Origin of the sequence: Shewanella sp. SM87 (assembly GCF_025653705.1) — a bacterium.
Classification (GTDB): Bacteria; Pseudomonadota; Gammaproteobacteria; order Enterobacterales; family Shewanellaceae; genus Shewanella; species Shewanella oncorhynchi.
In genome coordinates this window covers 17,816-36,003 of the sequence record NZ_JAKKSC010000039.1, presented here as the reverse complement: position 1 = coordinate 36,003, position 18,188 = coordinate 17,816, and the positions used below count along the sequence as shown (strand labels likewise).

18 protein-coding genes and 2 pseudogenes are annotated in these 18,188 nt (G+C 45.1%); 7 read left to right on the top strand and 13 right to left on the bottom strand.

Annotated features, from left to right (window positions below; genetic code table 11):
• From L5M11_RS21115 to L5M11_RS21100, 4 genes and pseudogenes are all read right to left on the bottom strand, one after another.
• Nucleotides 1-160: pseudogene (locus L5M11_RS21115) on the bottom strand (IS110 family transposase); the annotation flags it as partial.
• 86 nt (nt 161-246) lie between these two features.
• Nucleotides 247-504, bottom strand: a pseudogene (locus L5M11_RS21110) (ABC transporter); the annotation flags it as partial.
• A 344-nt stretch (nt 505-848) separates the two neighbouring features.
• Nucleotides 849-2,588: an AMP-binding protein gene (locus L5M11_RS21105; protein ID WP_263193160.1), complete on the bottom strand. Its 1,740-nt coding sequence runs from the start codon at nt 2,586-2,588 to the stop codon at nt 849-851.
• 139 nt (nt 2,589-2,727) lie between these two features.
• Nucleotides 2,728-3,108 (bottom strand): DUF6508 domain-containing protein, encoded by a 381-nt coding sequence (locus tag L5M11_RS21100; protein WP_028759597.1) that lies wholly within the window; start codon nt 3,106-3,108, stop codon nt 2,728-2,730.
• Between the two features lie 277 nt (nt 3,109-3,385).
• Here L5M11_RS21100 and L5M11_RS21095 point away from each other — a divergent pair, with 277 nt between their 5' ends.
• The 3 genes from L5M11_RS21095 to L5M11_RS21085 all read left to right on the top strand — a co-directional run bounded on the left by L5M11_RS21095 (nt 3,386) and on the right by L5M11_RS21085 (nt 5,933).
• A complete protein-coding gene (locus L5M11_RS21095; RefSeq protein WP_263193159.1) occupies nt 3,386-3,847 on the top strand; it encodes an EVE domain-containing protein in 462 nt (153 codons plus the stop codon).
• A 109-nt stretch (nt 3,848-3,956) separates the two neighbouring features.
• Nucleotides 3,957-4,295, top strand: a complete 339-nt coding sequence (locus L5M11_RS21090; protein WP_131525023.1) for a hypothetical protein — start codon at nt 3,957-3,959, stop codon at nt 4,293-4,295.
• Between the two features lie 369 nt (nt 4,296-4,664).
• A complete protein-coding gene (locus L5M11_RS21085) occupies nt 4,665-5,933 on the top strand; it encodes a hypothetical protein (RefSeq protein ID WP_219255603.1) in 1,269 nt (422 codons plus the stop codon).
• A 92-nt stretch (nt 5,934-6,025) separates the two neighbouring features.
• On the opposite strand, the gene L5M11_RS21080 is transcribed toward L5M11_RS21085, so the two are convergent.
• Together L5M11_RS21080 and L5M11_RS21075 are read right to left on the bottom strand one after the other, a co-directional pair.
• On the bottom strand, nt 6,026-6,820 hold the full coding sequence (locus tag L5M11_RS21080) for a TIGR00266 family protein (protein ID WP_113940919.1): 795 nt from the start codon (nt 6,818-6,820) through the stop codon (nt 6,026-6,028).
• 256 nt (nt 6,821-7,076) lie between these two features.
• Nucleotides 7,077-7,991, bottom strand: a complete 915-nt coding sequence (locus L5M11_RS21075) for a LysR family transcriptional regulator (protein WP_028759592.1) — start codon at nt 7,989-7,991, stop codon at nt 7,077-7,079.
• A gap of 207 nt (nt 7,992-8,198) precedes the next feature.
• On the opposite strand from L5M11_RS21075, the gene L5M11_RS21070 reads away from it, so the two are divergent.
• Entirely contained in the window at nt 8,199-9,359 is a 1,161-nt protein-coding gene (locus L5M11_RS21070) for a homogentisate 1,2-dioxygenase (RefSeq protein ID WP_173244217.1), read from the top strand.
• A gap of 76 nt (nt 9,360-9,435) precedes the next feature.
• Nucleotides 9,436-10,476: a 4-hydroxyphenylpyruvate dioxygenase gene (hppD, locus tag L5M11_RS21065; RefSeq protein WP_263185764.1), complete on the top strand. Its 1,041-nt coding sequence runs from the start codon at nt 9,436-9,438 to the stop codon at nt 10,474-10,476.
• A 124-nt stretch (nt 10,477-10,600) separates the two neighbouring features.
• Here the strand turns inward: hppD and L5M11_RS21060 are convergent, their stop codons facing one another.
• From L5M11_RS21060 to L5M11_RS21035, 6 genes are all read right to left on the bottom strand, one after another.
• The gene (locus tag L5M11_RS21060) at nt 10,601-11,155 is read right to left on the bottom strand and encodes a sugar O-acetyltransferase (RefSeq protein ID WP_131525027.1); all 555 of its coding nucleotides are present in this window, start codon (nt 11,153-11,155) and stop codon (nt 10,601-10,603) included.
• 169 nt (nt 11,156-11,324) lie between these two features.
• On the bottom strand, nt 11,325-11,810 hold the full coding sequence (locus L5M11_RS21055; RefSeq protein ID WP_263185762.1) for an Atu1372/SO_1960 family protein: 486 nt from the start codon (nt 11,808-11,810) through the stop codon (nt 11,325-11,327).
• Nucleotides 11,807-12,796: a glycine betaine ABC transporter substrate-binding protein gene (locus L5M11_RS21050; RefSeq protein ID WP_263185760.1), complete on the bottom strand. Its 990-nt coding sequence runs from the start codon at nt 12,794-12,796 to the stop codon at nt 11,807-11,809. Before L5M11_RS21050 ends, L5M11_RS21055 begins: the two co-directional genes overlap by 4 nt.
• Nucleotides 12,783-13,259 (bottom strand): VOC family protein, encoded by a 477-nt coding sequence (locus tag L5M11_RS21045; RefSeq protein ID WP_131525029.1) that lies wholly within the window; start codon nt 13,257-13,259, stop codon nt 12,783-12,785. Before L5M11_RS21045 ends, L5M11_RS21050 begins: the two co-directional genes overlap by 14 nt.
• Before the next feature lie 146 nt (nt 13,260-13,405).
• Entirely contained in the window at nt 13,406-14,572 is a 1,167-nt protein-coding gene (locus tag L5M11_RS21040; protein WP_251071153.1) for a major royal jelly family protein, read from the bottom strand.
• Nucleotides 14,573-14,583: 11 nt separating this feature from the next.
• Nucleotides 14,584-15,159, bottom strand: a complete 576-nt coding sequence (locus L5M11_RS21035; protein WP_263185758.1) for a YbhB/YbcL family Raf kinase inhibitor-like protein — start codon at nt 15,157-15,159, stop codon at nt 14,584-14,586.
• Between the two features lie 255 nt (nt 15,160-15,414).
• On the opposite strand from L5M11_RS21035, the gene L5M11_RS21030 reads away from it, so the two are divergent.
• Together L5M11_RS21030 and L5M11_RS21025 are read left to right on the top strand one after the other, a co-directional pair.
• Complete coding sequence (locus tag L5M11_RS21030) at nt 15,415-15,903, top strand: hypothetical protein (protein WP_263185757.1); 489 nt, start codon at nt 15,415-15,417, stop codon at nt 15,901-15,903.
• Nucleotides 15,904-16,122: 219 nt separating this feature from the next.
• Nucleotides 16,123-16,746, top strand: coding sequence for a LysE family translocator (locus L5M11_RS21025; RefSeq protein WP_263185756.1), 624 nt, complete (start codon nt 16,123-16,125; stop codon nt 16,744-16,746).
• Nucleotides 16,747-16,820: 74 nt separating this feature from the next.
• Here L5M11_RS21025 and L5M11_RS21020 read toward each other — a convergent pair whose 3' ends face one another.
• Entirely contained in the window at nt 16,821-18,161 is a 1,341-nt protein-coding gene (locus L5M11_RS21020) for a GNAT family N-acetyltransferase (RefSeq protein ID WP_263185755.1), read from the bottom strand.
• Between the last annotated feature and the right edge of the window lie 27 nt (nt 18,162-18,188).

The window sequence follows — 18,188 nt, the reverse complement described above, 5'->3', positions numbered from 1 at the left end:
CCTCCATAGCAATAAGGCTACCTTCGGGGAATTGTCTAATTTTATCGAGCAGCTTGTTTCTGTTAACCTTTTTGTTACTCATGACAGAGTTATCCATAAGACAAACACAAACTTGAAAAACATTTTTGGCTAAATCGATACCAATAACTTTAATATCCATGATGGAAACCTCCAGAACTATTTGTCAGCTTTAAGCTTGGCATAATACTGCAAGCTTAGGTGCTGAGGCGTCCATCACATCACTACATAACCTATGTAGTCAGAGTTCGGCATAGTCGTAAGTTTGACAGCGCGGCTCCACGGATAAAAATCCACTTTTAACTGTTGTCCCATAACGTTCAGCGCCGCCCGTACCACGGCAATACTGGCACCCTGCTCCGTTAATTGCTCTCCTGAATAAGGCGGCCAAAGTAAAGAAGTGAGCATTAAGGTATCCGCTTTAGCTACGCTCAATCCCATAAAGGAAAGACAATACACAAGGAGCATTGAACGCCATCGAACCATTTAGTACTCCTTTGCCTACATGGATTTACGACTACATCATCGACAACTTAACGCTTTCGTTTTTATCTGCCGAGATTTTATGATTGGTTAGATTTTATGACTAGTTTTAGTATAGCCATCAAGCCACAGCGGGGAAGTGAAGTTTTGTTACAATTAGAATAACGACATTAGCAGCGAAAGCTAACTCAACATGCAGCTTGACTTGATGGTATGACTCGCCAACTTTTTCATTAGCCAATTAGCTTGTTCGTTTATCTGCTAACCGAAATAGCTAGATAGAATAAAATTCAAGCCACATTGCGCGGCTTGAAAGTCAAAAAAGCGCACTCGCAAAATCACATCACTTAAGCATTAATATCTTCATATAACTCTTGATACATCAGCTCGCGCATTTTGAATTTCTGAATTTTTCCCGTCACTGTCATTGGATACTGATCCACAAACTTGATGTAGCGCGGCACTTTAAAGTAGGCGAATTTCTCGGTGAGAAAATGACGAATATCAGCCTCTGTAATCGCGGCTCCTGAGCGGACTTTAATCCAAGCACACACCTCCTCGCCGTATTTATCGCTTTGAACGCCAAAGACCGCCGCATCCTGCACATCTTTATGGGTGTAAAGTTTCTCTTCAATCTCACGGGGATAAATATTCTCGCCGCCGCGAATAATCATATCTTTAATGCGCCCCACAATTTGCACATAACCTTGCTCATCCATTTGGCCAATATCGCCCGAATGTAGCCAGCCTTGACTGTCTATGGTTGCCGCCGTTTTCTCAGGATCATTCCAATAACACTGCATAATGCAATAACCACGACTACAGACTTCGCCGGGTTGATTAATTGGCAGCACTTCGCCGGGTTGATTAATTGGCAGCACTTCGCCAAATTCATCGACAATTTTCACTTCGGTATGGGGTAAAGCACGGCCAACGGTGAGAACGCGTTTCTCTACGGGTGAGTCGATTTCAGTAATGTGATTGAGCGGACTGCATTCGGTCTGACCATAACCAATCAGCACTTCCTTCATATACATCAGGTTTTGTACACGTCGCATCACTTCTTCAGGACAAGTTGCCCCCGCCATCACGCCGGTACGTAAGGAACTCAAATCAAAACGAGCAAACTCAGGGTGTTCCAACTCGGCAATAAACATGGTCGGTACGCCATGCAAAGCGGTGCAACGCTCTTGCTCAATCACTTGCAATGTCGTCAATGGATCGAAGGATTCACCGGGGAACACAGCAGCTGCGCCTTTGGCTAAGCAGACTAAACTGCCGAGTACCATGCCAAAACAATGGTATAAAGGCACTGGAATACAGAGTTTATCGTGGCAGGTAAACTTCATCGCCTCTGCGACTAAATAGCCATTATTCAATATGTTATGATGGGATAGGGTCGCACCTTTCGGGCTGCCCGTCGTGCCAGAGGTAAACTGGATATTAATCGCATCGTACGGGCTTAATTCCTTAGCAATCCTCTCGAGCATTATCCTGTCAGCGGCGGTCACATCAACGATCAAGTCATCAAAATTCAACATACCGACGGATTTCTCCGCGCCCATACGGATCACAAATTCAAGCTCAGGTACGGCTTTAGCTTGTAATTTACCCGCTGGGCAAGAAGTTAGCTCAGGCGCCAATTCATATAGCATCTCAAGATAATTGCTGGATTTAAACTTATCGGCACAAATTACCGCGCGGCAACCCACGTTACTCAGCGCATATTGCAACTCTTCAGGGCGATACGCAGGATTAATACACACCATGATGGCGCCAATTTTAGCGGTCGCATATTGGGTTAAACACCACTCGATATTGTTAGGCGACCAAATCCCTACCCTATCACCAGACTTAATACCGAGTTTTAATAGTCCTGTGGCGAGCGCATCGATTTGGGCAAGATATTGGCGGTAATTCCAGCGGATATGTTGATGGTGTACGACGACAGCTAATTGGTCGGGATACGTTGCCGCAATCTCATCAAGATATTGACCTATGGTCTTCTCAACGAGTTTCGGTGATGACTCGCCTCTAAACTCGCTAACATTGAGCGGGCTTATAACTTGGCTTGTAGGAACTGACATTAAGGCCTCCGTGCATTTATTATTATGGTTAGCGAGGTCCAAACTAACCAATCCACGGATCATGTCACAAGTAAAAAAGGACTTTATTAGACTAAAGAGTAAGACAAACGATTAGATAACAATCCATTAAAGCCCAGTGCTAACGGCTGATAAACTCAAAATGAGTACTCGACTTAGGCACATTTAAGCTTTGTAACCGCTCAACAATGGCCAGTAACACCCCTTGGCGACGCATATTTTCTAACACGCCGGGGCTAAAAACCTCGAGTCGCGTCATGGCCGTCAACAGCAACTTACATTGTGCGATGCTCGCATCACGAATATAGGCAGGTTTATCGACTAAGTAACTGTTGTTATACCAATAGTCCCAAGTGAAATTAGCCAATAACCAACCTTGCGTTGTCAGGTCATTAATAAATTCCAGCATTCGCTCATGACTTAAGATCACATCACCCGCCGTAAAATCCTTAAGATATTTAGTGTATAAACCACAATCGGATGTCATTGTTGAAGTCCCCATAACACACCTCACAGGTTTTGGTTGCCTCTGCTGCCACAACTTGTACGACACCAGTCACAAACCGAGATCGAATTTGACGCTTTGCCTTAGAAACGAGAATTTGCATAAGGCATACCAAATAAGATTACTGTCAACAGGCTAAGCCACGTTATCTGAACGGAAACTTAATCAAACTCACAATATTTGATATGGGTGACGAACTGGGGTATTCGACAAAATTCAGATAAACTCAGCGGTATTGAAGCGCTTAACGGCAACTATGAGTAAAGGAAACAAGATGAACTACTGGCTTATGAAATCGGAACCCGACGAATTCAGCATAGATGATCTTAAGGCTTGCCCTAACCAAACCGAAGCTTGGCATGGGATCCGTAACTATCAGGCGCGTAACTTTATGCGCGATGAGATGCAGATTGGCGACAAGGTATTTTTTTACCATTCAAGCTGCAAAGTGCCCGGTATTGTCGGTATCGCAGAAGTCGTGACCAATGCGTATCCCGACAGCACGGCCTTCGATCCTGAATCGAAGTATTTCGACCCTAAGTCAGATCCAACCAAACCAAGATGGCTGCGAGTAGATATCCGCTTTGTCAAAAAATTTAACGAGATGATTCCCTTGAGTTTGATAAAAAGTTTACCCCAACTGGCGGACATGTATTTAGTGGCTAAGGGGTCAAGACTCAGTATCCAACCTGTGACCGCCGAACAATGGCAAGCCGTACTCATGTTAATCCGCTAGAAAGCAATCTTGAGCTAGAACGTTCAGCTATAGTTCATTTAGCATCGCCTATTGTTGGCCACATCCAGCATTGGACACAACATCAACTCAATGCCCCTTAGGAGTACAGATGAATAAATTGACCTCAGTGGTAATCACAGGACTTGTCCTCAGCTTAACTATGTCCATCTCAACCTTTGCTAAAGATGACCATGAGCGCCACAAAAAGGATAAAAGTCTACCGCCGGGATTACAGAAAAAAGTTGACCAAGGTCAGCCACTGCCACCCGGTTGGCAGAAAAAACTCCACCGTGGTGATGTGCTTGAGCATGATATTTATGATCGTGGCCGCATCGTAGTGCCCTTAGACAGAGATGGCATCATTAGCATTCAAGTCGAAGGTGCACTAATCAAACTCGATAATAACAGCCGTAAAATCCTCGATATCGTCAATATCATTACCGATTAACTTCCCATGGCAAAATGGCATTTATAACTGACACATTTACAACTACGCCCAGCTCTTATCTGGGCGTAGTTGTACTTCTTAATACTGCTTTGATCTATCAAAAAACGTTGTCTGTAAGACAATTTATCATCCCAGTCCTCACTCAATAACGTTCTAACTTACAATAAAGCAACATATTGATATTTATCATATCTTTACTATCTGGCTATTGGTCGTAAATTGGCTAAATGCTAGACTCATGCAGGGTGAAAAGATATCGAACAGAACAAGATAAGTGTCACCTAAAAATACTCATGCGACTAAGGCAAAATCTTAATTGAATTCATAGCATCCCGATAATGACCGTAGACTAACGCTGGATTTTTGATAATGGAAAACACCTCACTTCAACGGGTTAAGCAGGCAATTATTGCGGGGTTCTGGGCATCACTCGCCAGTATTTCTGTGGGTTTTCTATTTAAACTCTGGCTAGCACAATGGGTTGCCAAAGCCGATCTAGCGCTCTATCACACAGTGATCGACATTATCTCACTGTCGCTAATCCTAATGACGGGATTTCGCTCCTCTATGGTGGTGACCTACTCCCAGACCAAGCAAGATGTGGATATTACCAATATATTCCGCTACAGCTTGATCGCTATGGTATTACTGACATGGGGCTTAGTTTTACCCTATATCAAACACAAACTTCAGCTCAATGTAGAATATTTTCAATTGGTTGGGATTATTCTGAGTATGGGGCTCAAGGTCTATTTTACCAATCAAATTGCCATGTACCGGCTATATGCCATCTCCAATAGAGTCACTTGGTTAGAGCCGCTCGCGCAAGTGACTAGCTTTTTATTATGTTTCTACGGCTTAAAACAAACCGCCATTGCATCACTCTTTTACAGCATGACACTGTCATCGCTCATCGTTGCCTTATATATGTACTTAAAACGGCGCAAAGATATTGCCACTCCGCCCTTAAGTGCGGTGCATTTTGATACGGGTTTACGCAGTTTTATGAAGAAAAGCCTGACGGCGTCCATGGAAGCGGGGGCCAGTATCTTGATGATTTACATCACCGTACTGCTGACTATTGCCTATTTCAGCATAGATGAACTGGGTGATTTCCAAGTGGTGGTGCGGCCGATGATCACTTACCTCACCCTGCTTTTTGTCTTTCCCATCTACCGGTTTGTACTGCCCGAAGTCGCTGTGTGCGTACGAGAAAAACGCTTTGACGAAGTCCAACAAATTAAGTCATGGCTGACGAAAGTTTCTTTGTGGATCAGCGGTATTTTTTTTGTCGTTATGGTCTTTGCGAGCAAGCCGTTAGTCGCTTGGTTATTCCCCGAGCAATACATTAAAGCGGCCCCAGTATTAATGCATTTCTCCATGTTTTTTATATTTATGATGCTCAATGGCTACCAGCTAGCTTATATCAAAGCTCATGGCTACTTTACTCAAAGCCTACTTATTCGCCTTGCTGGTATCGCAGTACTGGTCGGTACTTTCTACGCTTACCGCCTGTATACGGAGAATGTCGTCGCGGTGATTTTAGCCTTAGGCACGGGCTATTTGATGATGTATCTCATATCTAAACTAATTGAAAGACGCATTCAGCAAAGCCTTAACAACGGCGAAAATGCTTAAAACGATAAAGGAAATGAGAGGTTTCAACTAAAAAGGCATCCCAGAGGAGAGTCTGGAATGCCTTAAGAGAAGACAGCATGTCAGCTTATCATTTAACGCCCATCGAGCATGCGACCAAGACCTCCGAGTACAGAGCCTTCACCGCGATCACTGCCACCCGCTGATGGGGCATGGGCGATAATGCGATCCGCCATACGTGAGAATGGCAAGCTTTGTAGCCAAACCGTCCCGTGGCCTTTGAGTGTGGCTAAAAACAAACCTTCACCGCCAAAGACCATAGACTTTAATGAGCCTGCACGCTCTATGTCGTAATCAATCCCTGAGGTAAATGCAACAAGACAACCGGTGTCAACTCTTAAGGTTTCACCTTTTAGTTCTTTTTTCACTAAGGTGCCGCCCGCATGGATAAACGCCATACCATCGCCCTGTAGGCTTTGCAGAATAAATCCTTCGCCACCAAAAAATCCCGTACCTAAGCGGCGATTAAATTTCATCGTCACGCGTGTACCTAAAGCCGCAGCCAAAAAACTGTCTTTCTGGCAGATAAGCTCACCACCATGTTCGGCCAAGTCGATCGCTAGGATAGTGCCAGGATAAGGGGCGGCAAAGGCGACTTTACGTTTTTGATTGCCTTGGTTGGTAAAGTGAGTCATAAAAATGCTCTCACCCGTCAATGCCCGTTTACCCGCGCCCACCAACTTGCCAAAAAAGCCTGACTCAGGCTCAGAGCCATCGCCCATTTTGGCCTCAAAGCTAATATCTTGCTCTAGGTAATTCATCGCGCCCGCTTCAGCGACCACGGTTTCGTTAGGATCGAGTTCCACTTCAACCAACTGCATACTGTGGCCGATAATTTCATAATCCACTTCATGACAACGTCTAGACATACTGTTCCCCTTAACTGTCAGTTCCTTGTTACTATCCTTTAGATTGACCCCGATGGACGACTCTTTACCTATCGCGGCTCAATTTCACTCTTCATCTCGACCCTAATCTAGATCTAAGCTCAGTCTGAATTTAGGCCTTATTTTAACTCTCAATCTAAACCTTCATCTGACCTAGGCATTAATCTATGACATAAAATGTCAAAATGCGATTATTTTATGCGGTAACTTGTATCAAAAGATGACAAGCGAAGACTTATCAACCCAAACCCACACCATTAAACTGCTCAGCCTTAGCAAACTCCTCTAATATCAACTCGGTAAAAAGTTGTCCTGCACGGCCTAACGGACGCTCTAAGGTCGAGACGAGCTGTGGAATAAACGTAAAACGACTGCCACCGACGAAGTCGATTTCAACTAATTCGCCCTTAGCCAACTCTTCTTGCACTAAAAAGTCCGGCAACCAGCCAAAACCTAAGCCTTTTAACAAAGCGTTCTTTTTCATGATAAAGCCAGAAAGATAAAACACTTTATCGCCGCCAAATTGCATTTCATCGCGGTAACTTTTATTGGGTGAAGAGTCTTCGATAGTTAATTCCACATGTTGCTGCAGCTCAGACAAACTAATTTCGCGAATAAAAGACAAAGGATGCGAAGCACTGGCCACCAGTACGCTAGTAATTGCAGGCAACGGCTGCGGATGGTAATAGGGGCCAGTGCGATAATCTTTCACTAACATCAAGTCAGCATTATCACGCTCGAATCTGTGTTGTACACCGCCTAAAAACTCCATATTCAGCTGAATTTTAGTGGGGATTTGATGTTCAGCCATACGCTTTAAGGCCGTCATGATAGGCTCCATCGGTAAGGCACCGTCTATCACTAGTTCTAGCTTTGGCTCCCAGCCTTCACTGAAACGACTGGCAAGATGTTCAATGTTTGCAAGGTGTTGCAGTAATCTTTGTCCCTCGGCCAAAATCACTCGGCCCTCTTGCGTCAGCTCAGCACGATATTGCTCACGGCTAAAAAGCGGCACGCCTAGGTGCTCTTCTAACTTTTTAACTTGATAACTCACCGCCGATTGCGCTTTGTGTAATCGCTCCGCCGCCTTGGCAAAACTGCCCTCTTCCACCAGCACTTGCAGCACATTAAAAGCATCAATATCGATGCGCATGGTCACTCCTTAGCTCTAATGAACATGTCACGGAAACACTACGATTCGTAAAGATTAGAATACCATCTAATTTTTAGATTGAGATAACGGATTTATTATTCTTTTTTTTGTTCATTCAAGCAACTAAATTGATAACAAGATCACATAACCATAACGACAAGCGAAGTAGAGCTAATCTCACGCCGCTGTAAAAACCAAGGATCCTCCATGCCATTTTATGTGAAACAAGGCCAGATTCCCCATAAGCGCCATATCGCATTTGAAAAGGAAAACGGCGAGCTTTACCGTGAAGAGTTGTTCTCAACCCATGGTTTTTCCAATATTTATTCCAATAAATATCACCACAACATGCCAACCAAAGCATTAGAAGTGGCGCCCTACAGCCTAGGCCATGGTGCCAATTGGGAAGACTCGCTGGTCCAAAACTATAAACTCGATTCCCGCGACGCCGACCGTAAAGGTAATTTCTTCAGCGCCCGTAACAAGATTTTTTATAACAATGACTTAGCACTTTATACCGCCAAAGTCACCGCCGATACCGACAAGTTTTACCGTAACGCCTATGCCGATGAAGTGGTTTTTGTCCACGAAGGCGAAGGCACACTCTACAGCGAGTACGGCACAATTAAGGTCCAAAAATGGGACTATCTCGTGATCCCACGTGGCACCACTTATCAGCTTAAATTCAACGATTACAGCAATGTGCGACTTTTCGTCATCGAGTCATTCTCTATGGTGGAAGTGCCTAAGCATTTCCGTAACGAGTATGGTCAGCTATTAGAATCGGCACCTTACTGCGAGCGCGATTTGCGCGTACCTACATTGCAAGATGCTGTGGTTGAGCGCGGCGCCTTCCCCTTAGTGTGTAAGTTTGGCGATAAATACCAACTCACCACGCTCGAATGGCATCCCTTTGATTTAGTAGGTTGGGATGGCTGCGTTTATCCTTGGGCATTCAACATCACAGAATACGCACCAAAGGTAGGCAAAATCCATCTCCCCCCTTCTGATCACTTAGTCTTTACCGCCCATAACTTTGTGATTTGTAACTTCGTACCGCGCCCCTACGATTTCCACCCTAAATCGATTCCGGCGCCTTATTACCACAACAACATAGATAGCGACGAAGTCTTGTATTACGTCGATGGCGACTTTATGAGCCGCACGGGTATTGAAGCGGGTTACATGACCTTACATCAAAAAGGCGTGGCCCACGGACCACAACCGGGCCGAACTGAAGCCTCAATTGGCAAAAAAGAAACCTATGAATATGCAGTGATGGTGGACACGTTCGCCCCACTGAAATTAACCGAACATGTACAAAATTGCATGAGCAAAGACTACAACCGCTCTTGGCTAGAAGACTAGCCCCAAGCCACCAGCACTCCCATGCGGGAGTCATTAGAGTGACGGCGTGTTGCACTAAAATAACGAGGAAAACATCATGGCAAGCGAACTAAATCCACTGGGCTTATTAGGTATCGAATTCACTGAATTCGCCAGCCCTGATACTGATTTTATGCACAAAGTCTTTATCGACTTTGGTTTTTCTCTGCTGAAAAAAGCCAAGAACAAAGACATCCTGTACTACAAACAGAATGACATTAATTTTCTGCTCAACACTGAGCGCGAAGGTTTCTCAGCTAAGTTTGCTAAATCCCACGGCCCAGCCATTTGTTCTATGGGCTGGCGTGTAGAAGATGCCGGCTTTGCCTATCGCGTTGCCGTTGAACGTGGTGCAAAACCCGCCGATGATGCAAACAAAGATCTGCCTTATCCTGCGATTTACGGCATTGGCGACAGCTTAATTTATTTCATCGACACCTTTGGCGCAGATAACAATATCTATGCCGCTGATTTTGAAGATTTAGACGAGCAAGTCATCACCCAAGAGAAAGGCTTTATCGAAGTCGATCACTTAACCAACAACGTCTACAAAGGCACAATGGAACATTGGGCTAACTTCTATAAAAACATTTTTGGTTTTACTGAAGTGCGCTACTTTGACATCAGCGGCGTACAAACCGCGCTAGTGTCCTACGCCCTGCGTTCGCCCGATGGCAGCTTCTGTATCCCGATTAACGAAGGTAAAGGCAGCGATAAAAACCAAATTGATGAATATCTGAAGGAATACAATGGCCCTGGTGTGCAACATTTAGCCTTTAGAAGCCGCGATATCGTTAAATCTCTGGATGCGATGGAAGGCAGTTCAATCCAGTGCCTAGACATCATCCCTGAATACTACGACACCATTTTCGACAAGTTGCCTCAAGTGACTGAGAATCGTGAGCGCATCAAACATCACCAAATTTTGGTGGATGGTGATGATACAGGCTATTTATTGCAAATATTTACTAAAAACCTGTTTGGACCGATTTTCATCGAAATCATCCAACGTAAGAATAACTTAGGTTTTGGTGAAGGCAACTTTACGGCCCTGTTTGAATCAATTGAACGGGACCAAATGCGCCGCGGCGTACTGTAAGTATTCATCCTGCTAATAAAAAACGGTACGCACTGCGTACCGTTTTTCTTTCTACGAATATCTACATCGCCATCTAAATCACCATCAGCTTTGACACCAATCACTCGGCTTTAACTTTCCTGCGCTAGTCCACATCGATAGGTTTGATAACCTTACAAGGGTTCCCCGCCGCCACACAGTTCGCGGGAATGCTCTTATTCACGACACTACCAGCACCAATGACACAATTATCGCCAATGGTAACACCGGGTAACACAGAGACGTTTCCGCCTAGCCAGACATTATTACCGATTTGAATTGGCGCGCCGTATTCCGTCGTTTGCCGCGCGATAGGATTAATAGGATGCGTTGCGGTAGAAATCATCACATGGGGACCAAACATCACATTATCGCCAATCGAGACTGAGCAAACATCTAATATGGTTAGATTATGATTGGCGTAAAATTGTTTGCCAATATGGATGTTATAACCGTAATCGCAAAAGAAATTAGGCTCAATATGGGCGCAGTGTTGAATATCAAGCAGGCCACGAAGATGCTCCATTCGGGCATCAAGTAAAGTCGGTTCGGCCAGATTAAACTGATGACAAATGGATTTCGCCCGCATCCGCTCAGCCAATAACTCATCATCCCAAGCCTTATAGGGCTGGCCCGCCAACATTTTTTGTTTCTCAGTCATCGTATTGTCAACATTCCGTCAATGATGACCTAACCCTAACAATCGATTGATGAAAGTTCAAGAACTGCCTCATATGCTCTTGAATGAACTACCCGTCTTGCTGACAGAACATTTAGCTAACAGCCAATGTGAGTCACATTCAAGCATTCAATCTCAATCGAGACAAAGGTCATTGCCTTTGTTCGTCATCACAATAGAGTTCTGCAAATAAATACACTAGACACAAACTGTTCAGCGGCATGACAGGATTTGTCCAAATCATCCGGCTGTGACGCCCTGCTTCACCGAAGATTTCAAGCAATAAATCCGAAGCCCCATCGAGTGCTTTAGGATGTTCAAAGCAAGATTGATGCACATTTAGCACCCCTTCCAAGCGGTAAATTTGTTTTATCCACGAAAGCTCACCGCAAGCCTGTTTCAATTGGGCAATGGCATTTAGGGTAGCAAGACGACAGGCAGCGTAGCCTTCGCTCACAGTATGATCGGCGCCCAATTGTCCTTGATACTGAAGCTCGCCCTCTAAATAGGGAAACTGACCCGAGGTCATTAACTGACTGCCAACAATTGAATAGGGGTCGTAATTCCCAAGAGCCGCAGCAACCTCAGGTAGTTCAAGCCCAGCCGCCACTAGCCGCGATTCAGGTGTGATCATCATAATGTCACCCCCTGAGATGAGGCATTCGCAGGATTAAGCAGCGGGGCTAACCAGGTCGTCAAATGCTGAGGATTGACTGTCAGCCAGTTCGCAGCGGCCTCATCTTCCGTCATTCCTTGTCGATTAACCGCATAATCGAGTTCTGCAACCATTTGATTCGATAATACTATGTTATCAAGTACCTGAATTTGTGCTGGCGAGAAATTAACCGCTAACTCGTGTTCACGGGCGAGCAATACCGCTTTATCTTTTCCCCCGAGTAAACCTTTAGGGTCCTGAAGATCGCGAATGCCGTATTGATGATGTAAAAATTGTGGATGCCACAAAGGAATGATCACCCAATCGTTTACCGCCACAGCAGACTCAAAAGCGGCGACACAGTCGGCCTGAGTGCCTGTTCTAAATTGATAACCCGCCGCCGTTAATCCATATTGCGTCATAATATTTTTAGAAAATCGCGTGATCCCCGCCCCCTCACCAATCCCTTGAATGATGGGCCGCATACGTTGCTGCACGTCAGGTTTGAGTAAATCCTCAATGCTCGACACTTGCTCAACAGGCACATAATCGGGTACGCCCCAGAGCGCATAGGGCTCATAATGTAGCCCGAGTTGCCGCGTAGCAACTCGCTCTTCGACACCTTGTAGATAGATCCCATGGCTATGGGGCAGCCATGCAGAACACAGCATATCCACTTTGCCTTCACCTAGCTGCTCAAAATTAGCCTCGTGCAATGCATAGCTTCGTTGCACCTCTTTGCCCATAATCCCTATCACATGGGCCACCACAGCGGCGGTGACGCGATGAAAACTTAAGTCCGTCACTCCCATGCGAATCATCGGCTTACCCTGTGAGCTCTCCATATTTGTACTCTTATTCAATGAATTCATACCTATCGCACCTCGAGGAAATAATGCCAATGATGCCAAACTGCCCAATCCCAGCGTTTGCAATAATTGCCTTCTAAAGACATTAATCTCCGCCATGTTCAGGCTCCTTGGTGTCTAAAATAGTGAGCCTATCCATCACAATTCCAACGATGGCGTTGTCCTTTGCATAGGGAAATATCATCTCTACTTTGATGCCATTCGGATCTTCAAGGAACAACTGATGCTCACCAATCTCAGGCACAATTCGTTCCTGAAAAATCATCCTCTGCTGGCATAAATGCTGCTGCATCTGGTGTAAATCCGTACCACGAAACGACAAATGGTCAACACGTCCCGAGCCATAAATATTTCTGCTTTCCCCTAAGTAGGCATCTAGCGCCTGATCGCCCGCTTCCACCAAATGCAAAATGGGCTTATTTGAGGCATAAAGCCAATGTCCAGGAAAACCAAACTGTGGCCGCCAACCTAATTTCAATCCAAGGATGACTTGATAAAACAACAGCGTTTCAACCAGTTTGGGCGTTCTGATGGTAAAGTGATCCAATCCGTTTATGTTCATATTGTCATCCTCTGGCAGTACTGACTCGGTATAACCAAGTGCGAATCCAAACCGTTTTAATCCGCAAAAATCGTGTGAATAAATTCAGTTCAGATAAGCACTTGGCGTAAGGTTATAAAATTAATTGATGAGATTAATTGTTCGGATTAATTACCACGAACGCCCGCCGCTAACGGCTTAAAACGGAAAATATAATAAGGTGGACTGTTTTCAGCTTTGCCATTATTTAATGGTGCCGATAACGGTAATTGCGCAGCCCCAGAGTACAAGTAACCTTGCTTGCCATAACTCACGCCGTCGGGCCAAACCATACGTTCATCATGGACATAAGTACGATACTGGCGAGAATCTGCAGGGATCACACCAATGGCCCGCTCTCCCACTTCCGTTAAATACAAATTATTCGCTTCATCAATACTTAAGCCACCGTTGTCGGGCTTATCGGCATAAGCCTCCACTTTGGCAGAGAGTGCCGCAGGCGTTAACGAAGGATTGATGAGATCTGTCATCCGCACACGGTAAACTTTGTCTTTATTCATCGGGGCAAAGTAGAGCCATGTTTGGGTTTTATCTAAAGCAATGCCATCGGCACCCACATAAACTTCAATCTGCTTCCTATCTTTTGAGTCTTTATCGATAATCAGTGGCCGCTGTAAGTCTGGCATCACACTGTTATCACCCTGTAATAGGCGCCGACTTTTCCCTGTATTTAAGTCCACAACCACCAGCGCAGCCTTTTCACCAATGGGACCCGTGCCAATCCCCTCATCGGCAATCACAATCGCTTGATGTCGAGATGAGATAACAAAGTCATTATGTTGTGACTCAGGAAGAGAGACTGGCGCGGGCAAATGAATAATGCGATCTAATTGATTTTTCTTGGTATCCCATGCCACTAATTTAGGCTCAATACGTGGCGCCTGCTGACCAGAATCTAATAGCCACACTCTGTCTTGATCGTCGGTTCGCAGCCCCAACACCCAATTAAGGCAAGTGTCAGGTTCTTTCGCTTTGCCCTGCGGATCATGGCATTGCTGCCAATCCGAATTAGGAAATGGCTTAGTACTACCATCCGCTAAAAGCTCGGCTACCTTAATATTAGGTTGATAGAAAGGGTGATAACTGAAAATCAATCGTTCATCTGATGTGAAAGTAATACCGCCTACAGCCCCATCAAGTTCAGCAAAGACTTCCATTTTTGCCAGCGGCTCAGTCTGTGTCGCCCATGAGTGAGAACACAACAAACTGGTTGCCAGTAGTGTAAAAGCCTTTGATAACATTGGGTATGTAATGCGCGTAGATAATATGGTCATCTTCATTCCTCCTAACGTGGGCCAGCTAAAAGCGTTAAACTTGCTTCGCCTAATCTATGCTGCCAAAGATAGAATCCCACCAAAGCGGGTGTTGATCCCTTGTCTATCGGCAACTGCGCCACATCCAAAGCATGCACTGTCCATACATAACTGTGTTCACGTCCCTCTGGTGGACAAGGTCCAAAGAATCCAAGTTTACCTAAATCGGTATTAGCTTCAATGGCACCACTGGGTAGTGCTCCGCCATTCACACCACCTGCGAGAGTCGACACCTGTGCCGGAATGTCATACACAACACGGTGCCAAAAACCACTGCCAGTAGGCGCATCTTTATCATATAAAGTGACAGCAAAGCTCTTGGTACCGGCAGGTACATTTTGCCAAGTTAAACGCGGCGCAATATTTTCGCCCGAGCAACCAAATTGATTCCAATAATACTCAGGAGGGAACCTTGAATTATCAGCTAAATTACTTTCGAGACTAAACGCAGAGGCACTGTCGTCAGCCATAACGTAATTAATACTGGCGGCCAAAGCGACAGTCACCAAGAGAGTCTTTTTAAAAGAGGAGAAATAAGGCGATTTCATAATGTGCTGAACCCATTTTTGAACTGTCCTAGAACAGTCATTAACCATTGATTTGAGAATGTGGGTTAGCATATCAATCAAATTATGATTGATAAGGCGCATTTGGTTGATATGAGTTTCAAAAAATATTGGATAATCTCAACATGCTTCTCAGTTATTTTTAGGTTATCGTACTTTCAGCAAAAATAATGCAAAAAAGTAACAGCCACACGACTAAGATATGTTCGTAACACAATAATATAACGAGGATTCGCTATGATTAAAGCGGCTTATCAACCTTGGCTTCCCGTGAACAGAAACCTCAAGCCACACCCAAACCTGAGTTGCAGATTAGACCATTTATCTTTAACCATACTGTGGCAGGAACTTGATAACGATGCATTCACGATGGAATTATATTTCCCAACGATATCTGGAATACAAGTAATTGATGAGTCAAGTTATCAAACCTTCTTAGATAACATAAGTGATAACTTTAGCGATATTCAACATCATGATAAAAGCAATACGCCATTCCCTATTGATTCAGATTTAAATATCACGAATCAATCTAATGCCGATTATTTTTCTTTACCTTGGCCAATATGGAAGTCGGTAAAAAATGCTCGCCGTCCTTATTATGGTGACTTAGGCGAACATATTTACCAAGACCTATACAGTTATTATATGGTGGGCGCCGATAGTGTCTACTTGATCGATACTGATGTAGAACCTACAGTCAATGTCTTATCTTGTAAACTATGAGGTTAATCGCTGTTAACCGAACAACTGCAGAATTAATCACAATGGGGTTAGTGAGCATATTGTTAATAATAACTACAGTATGCTTTTTGCGTGAAATATCGCCAGCCAACACAACCGATTACATTTAAAGAGAGCAAGTTCAAAATAAGCAGATTGGCTAAATCCGCCGTTTTCATTACACTATCGGCCTTCTCATCTTCACCCAAGAATGACCAAACCATGCCTGATTTTGCCTTACTCGCTGTGTTTATCCCGACTTTTTTCTTTGTTTCTATCACGCCGGGCATGTGCATGACACTCGCCATGACCCTGGGCATGAGTATAGGTGTGCGCCGCACCCTGTGGATGATGCTGGGTGAACTGGTAGGCGTGGCGTTGGTGGCGACAGCCGCCGTGATGGGCGTTGCCAGTATCATGCTCAACTATCCCGAAATCTTTCAAATTTTTAAATGGATCGGCGGGATTTATTTAGGCTATATCGGCGTACAGATGTGGCGCGCGCGCGGCAAGATGGCCATATTAAGTGATGATGAGACTAACCCCAGAGCCAGCAATGTTAACTTGATCTCTCAAGGCTTTATTACCGCCATTGCCAATCCTAAAGGTTGGGCATTTATGGTGTCGCTATTGCCCCCTTTTATCAATGCCGAGCGCGACGTCGCGCCGCAGCTCCTCGCCTTACTGAGCATTATCATGGTGACCGAATTTACCTCTATGCTCGCCTACGCCAGTGGTGGCAAAAGCCTGCGCATCTTCTTGAGCCGTGGCGATAATATTCGCTGGTTAAACCGCATTGCAGGCAGCCTAATGATAGGCGTAGGAGTTTGGTTAGCCATGAGCTAACGGTTTGAACTAACCGCTTAAATGTAACCCGTTCTACCTAAAATGAGCCTAATAAAGTCCTGTTAACGCGGTCTTTATGAAGGCTCTTTTTTGTAGGGCAACACATCCTGCATCTGCGCCATATATTGCTGCATTTGCAGTGTTTCTTGCTCAACAAAGTCCGTAATCGCCGCCTTAAATCCCAAATGGGCGATGTTATGGTAGGAATACATTGCTACGGGTTCAAAGCCACGCAGCACCTTATGTTCCCCCTGCGCGCCCGCATCAAACACTTGAAACTCATGTTCAATACAATATTGAATACCTTGGTAATAACAGGCCTCAAAATGTAAACCGTCAAGCTCAACCGTCGTCCCCCAATAACGACCATATAAGCATTTCTGCCCTCGGGTATTCTCACCTTTTAAATACAAGGCACCAGCGACCATCTCGCCCTTTGCATCTTCGACCACCAAGAGTAGGACTTGCGCAGCGAGTTGCGCCCCCAACTGCTGAAAAAAGGTTGGCGTTAAATAGCCGCGATGACCAGAGCGCTTAAGGTAAGTTAATTGATAACACTGGATAAAAGTCTGCCATTGCGAAGCGGTGATCTGCTCCCCTTCGACAAACTGAAACTTAAGATTAAAAGGCTGTAACTGCGCCCGCTCCTTCAAGATATTTTTACGCTTACGGGAACTAAAGCCCGCCAGAAAATCCTTAAAATCCCGATAACCGCGATTATGCCAATGGAACTGAGTGCCTAAGCGTTTTAACAGCGAATTGGGCGAGCCTTCAAATAACGGTGTTTGGCTTGGGGTAACAAACAGGCTATGCCATGAAGAAATCGGGCTGTCGCCCAGCCCTGGCTGATTAAGAATAGCTTCCTCAAGTACGAGATTATCCTGCGCTGATATTAGTCGGCGATTCAATGTCAGCAGCAGTAATGCCGCCACGCGCAGTTGTTCGGCGCGATCTACTGCGGGATGAATGCCCATCCGTTGACCTTGCACTGGGGTAAAAGGGATCGCATTCACCCATTTGGGATAGTAATCGAGCCCATGGCGCTCATAGGCTTCGGCCCACGCCCAATCGAACACATACTCACCGTAGGAGTGGGATTTTTGGTACAAGGGCATGACGGCAATAAGTGGGAACTGATTGAAGTGCTTAGCCGTTTGCACACTGATAAACCCTCCTTCAGCCAAAAGCGACAAGCTTTTATCCTTACTGGCGACATCATTTAATGTGTCACCCGCATCGAACACGCATAAATGTCGAGGCGTCCAACCGGTTGCAGTGCAAGCGGAGCGGCTTTGCTCGAGTGCCAACAGAAACTCATGGCGGCAAAAGGGATTCGCCTCACCCATGGCGGCATTCCACGCACTGGCCGAAATATCCGACATTGAGCTCGCAAAAGCCAAAATAAGCTGTCTCATTGGGTAAATTATCGTCCTTTACTGGTG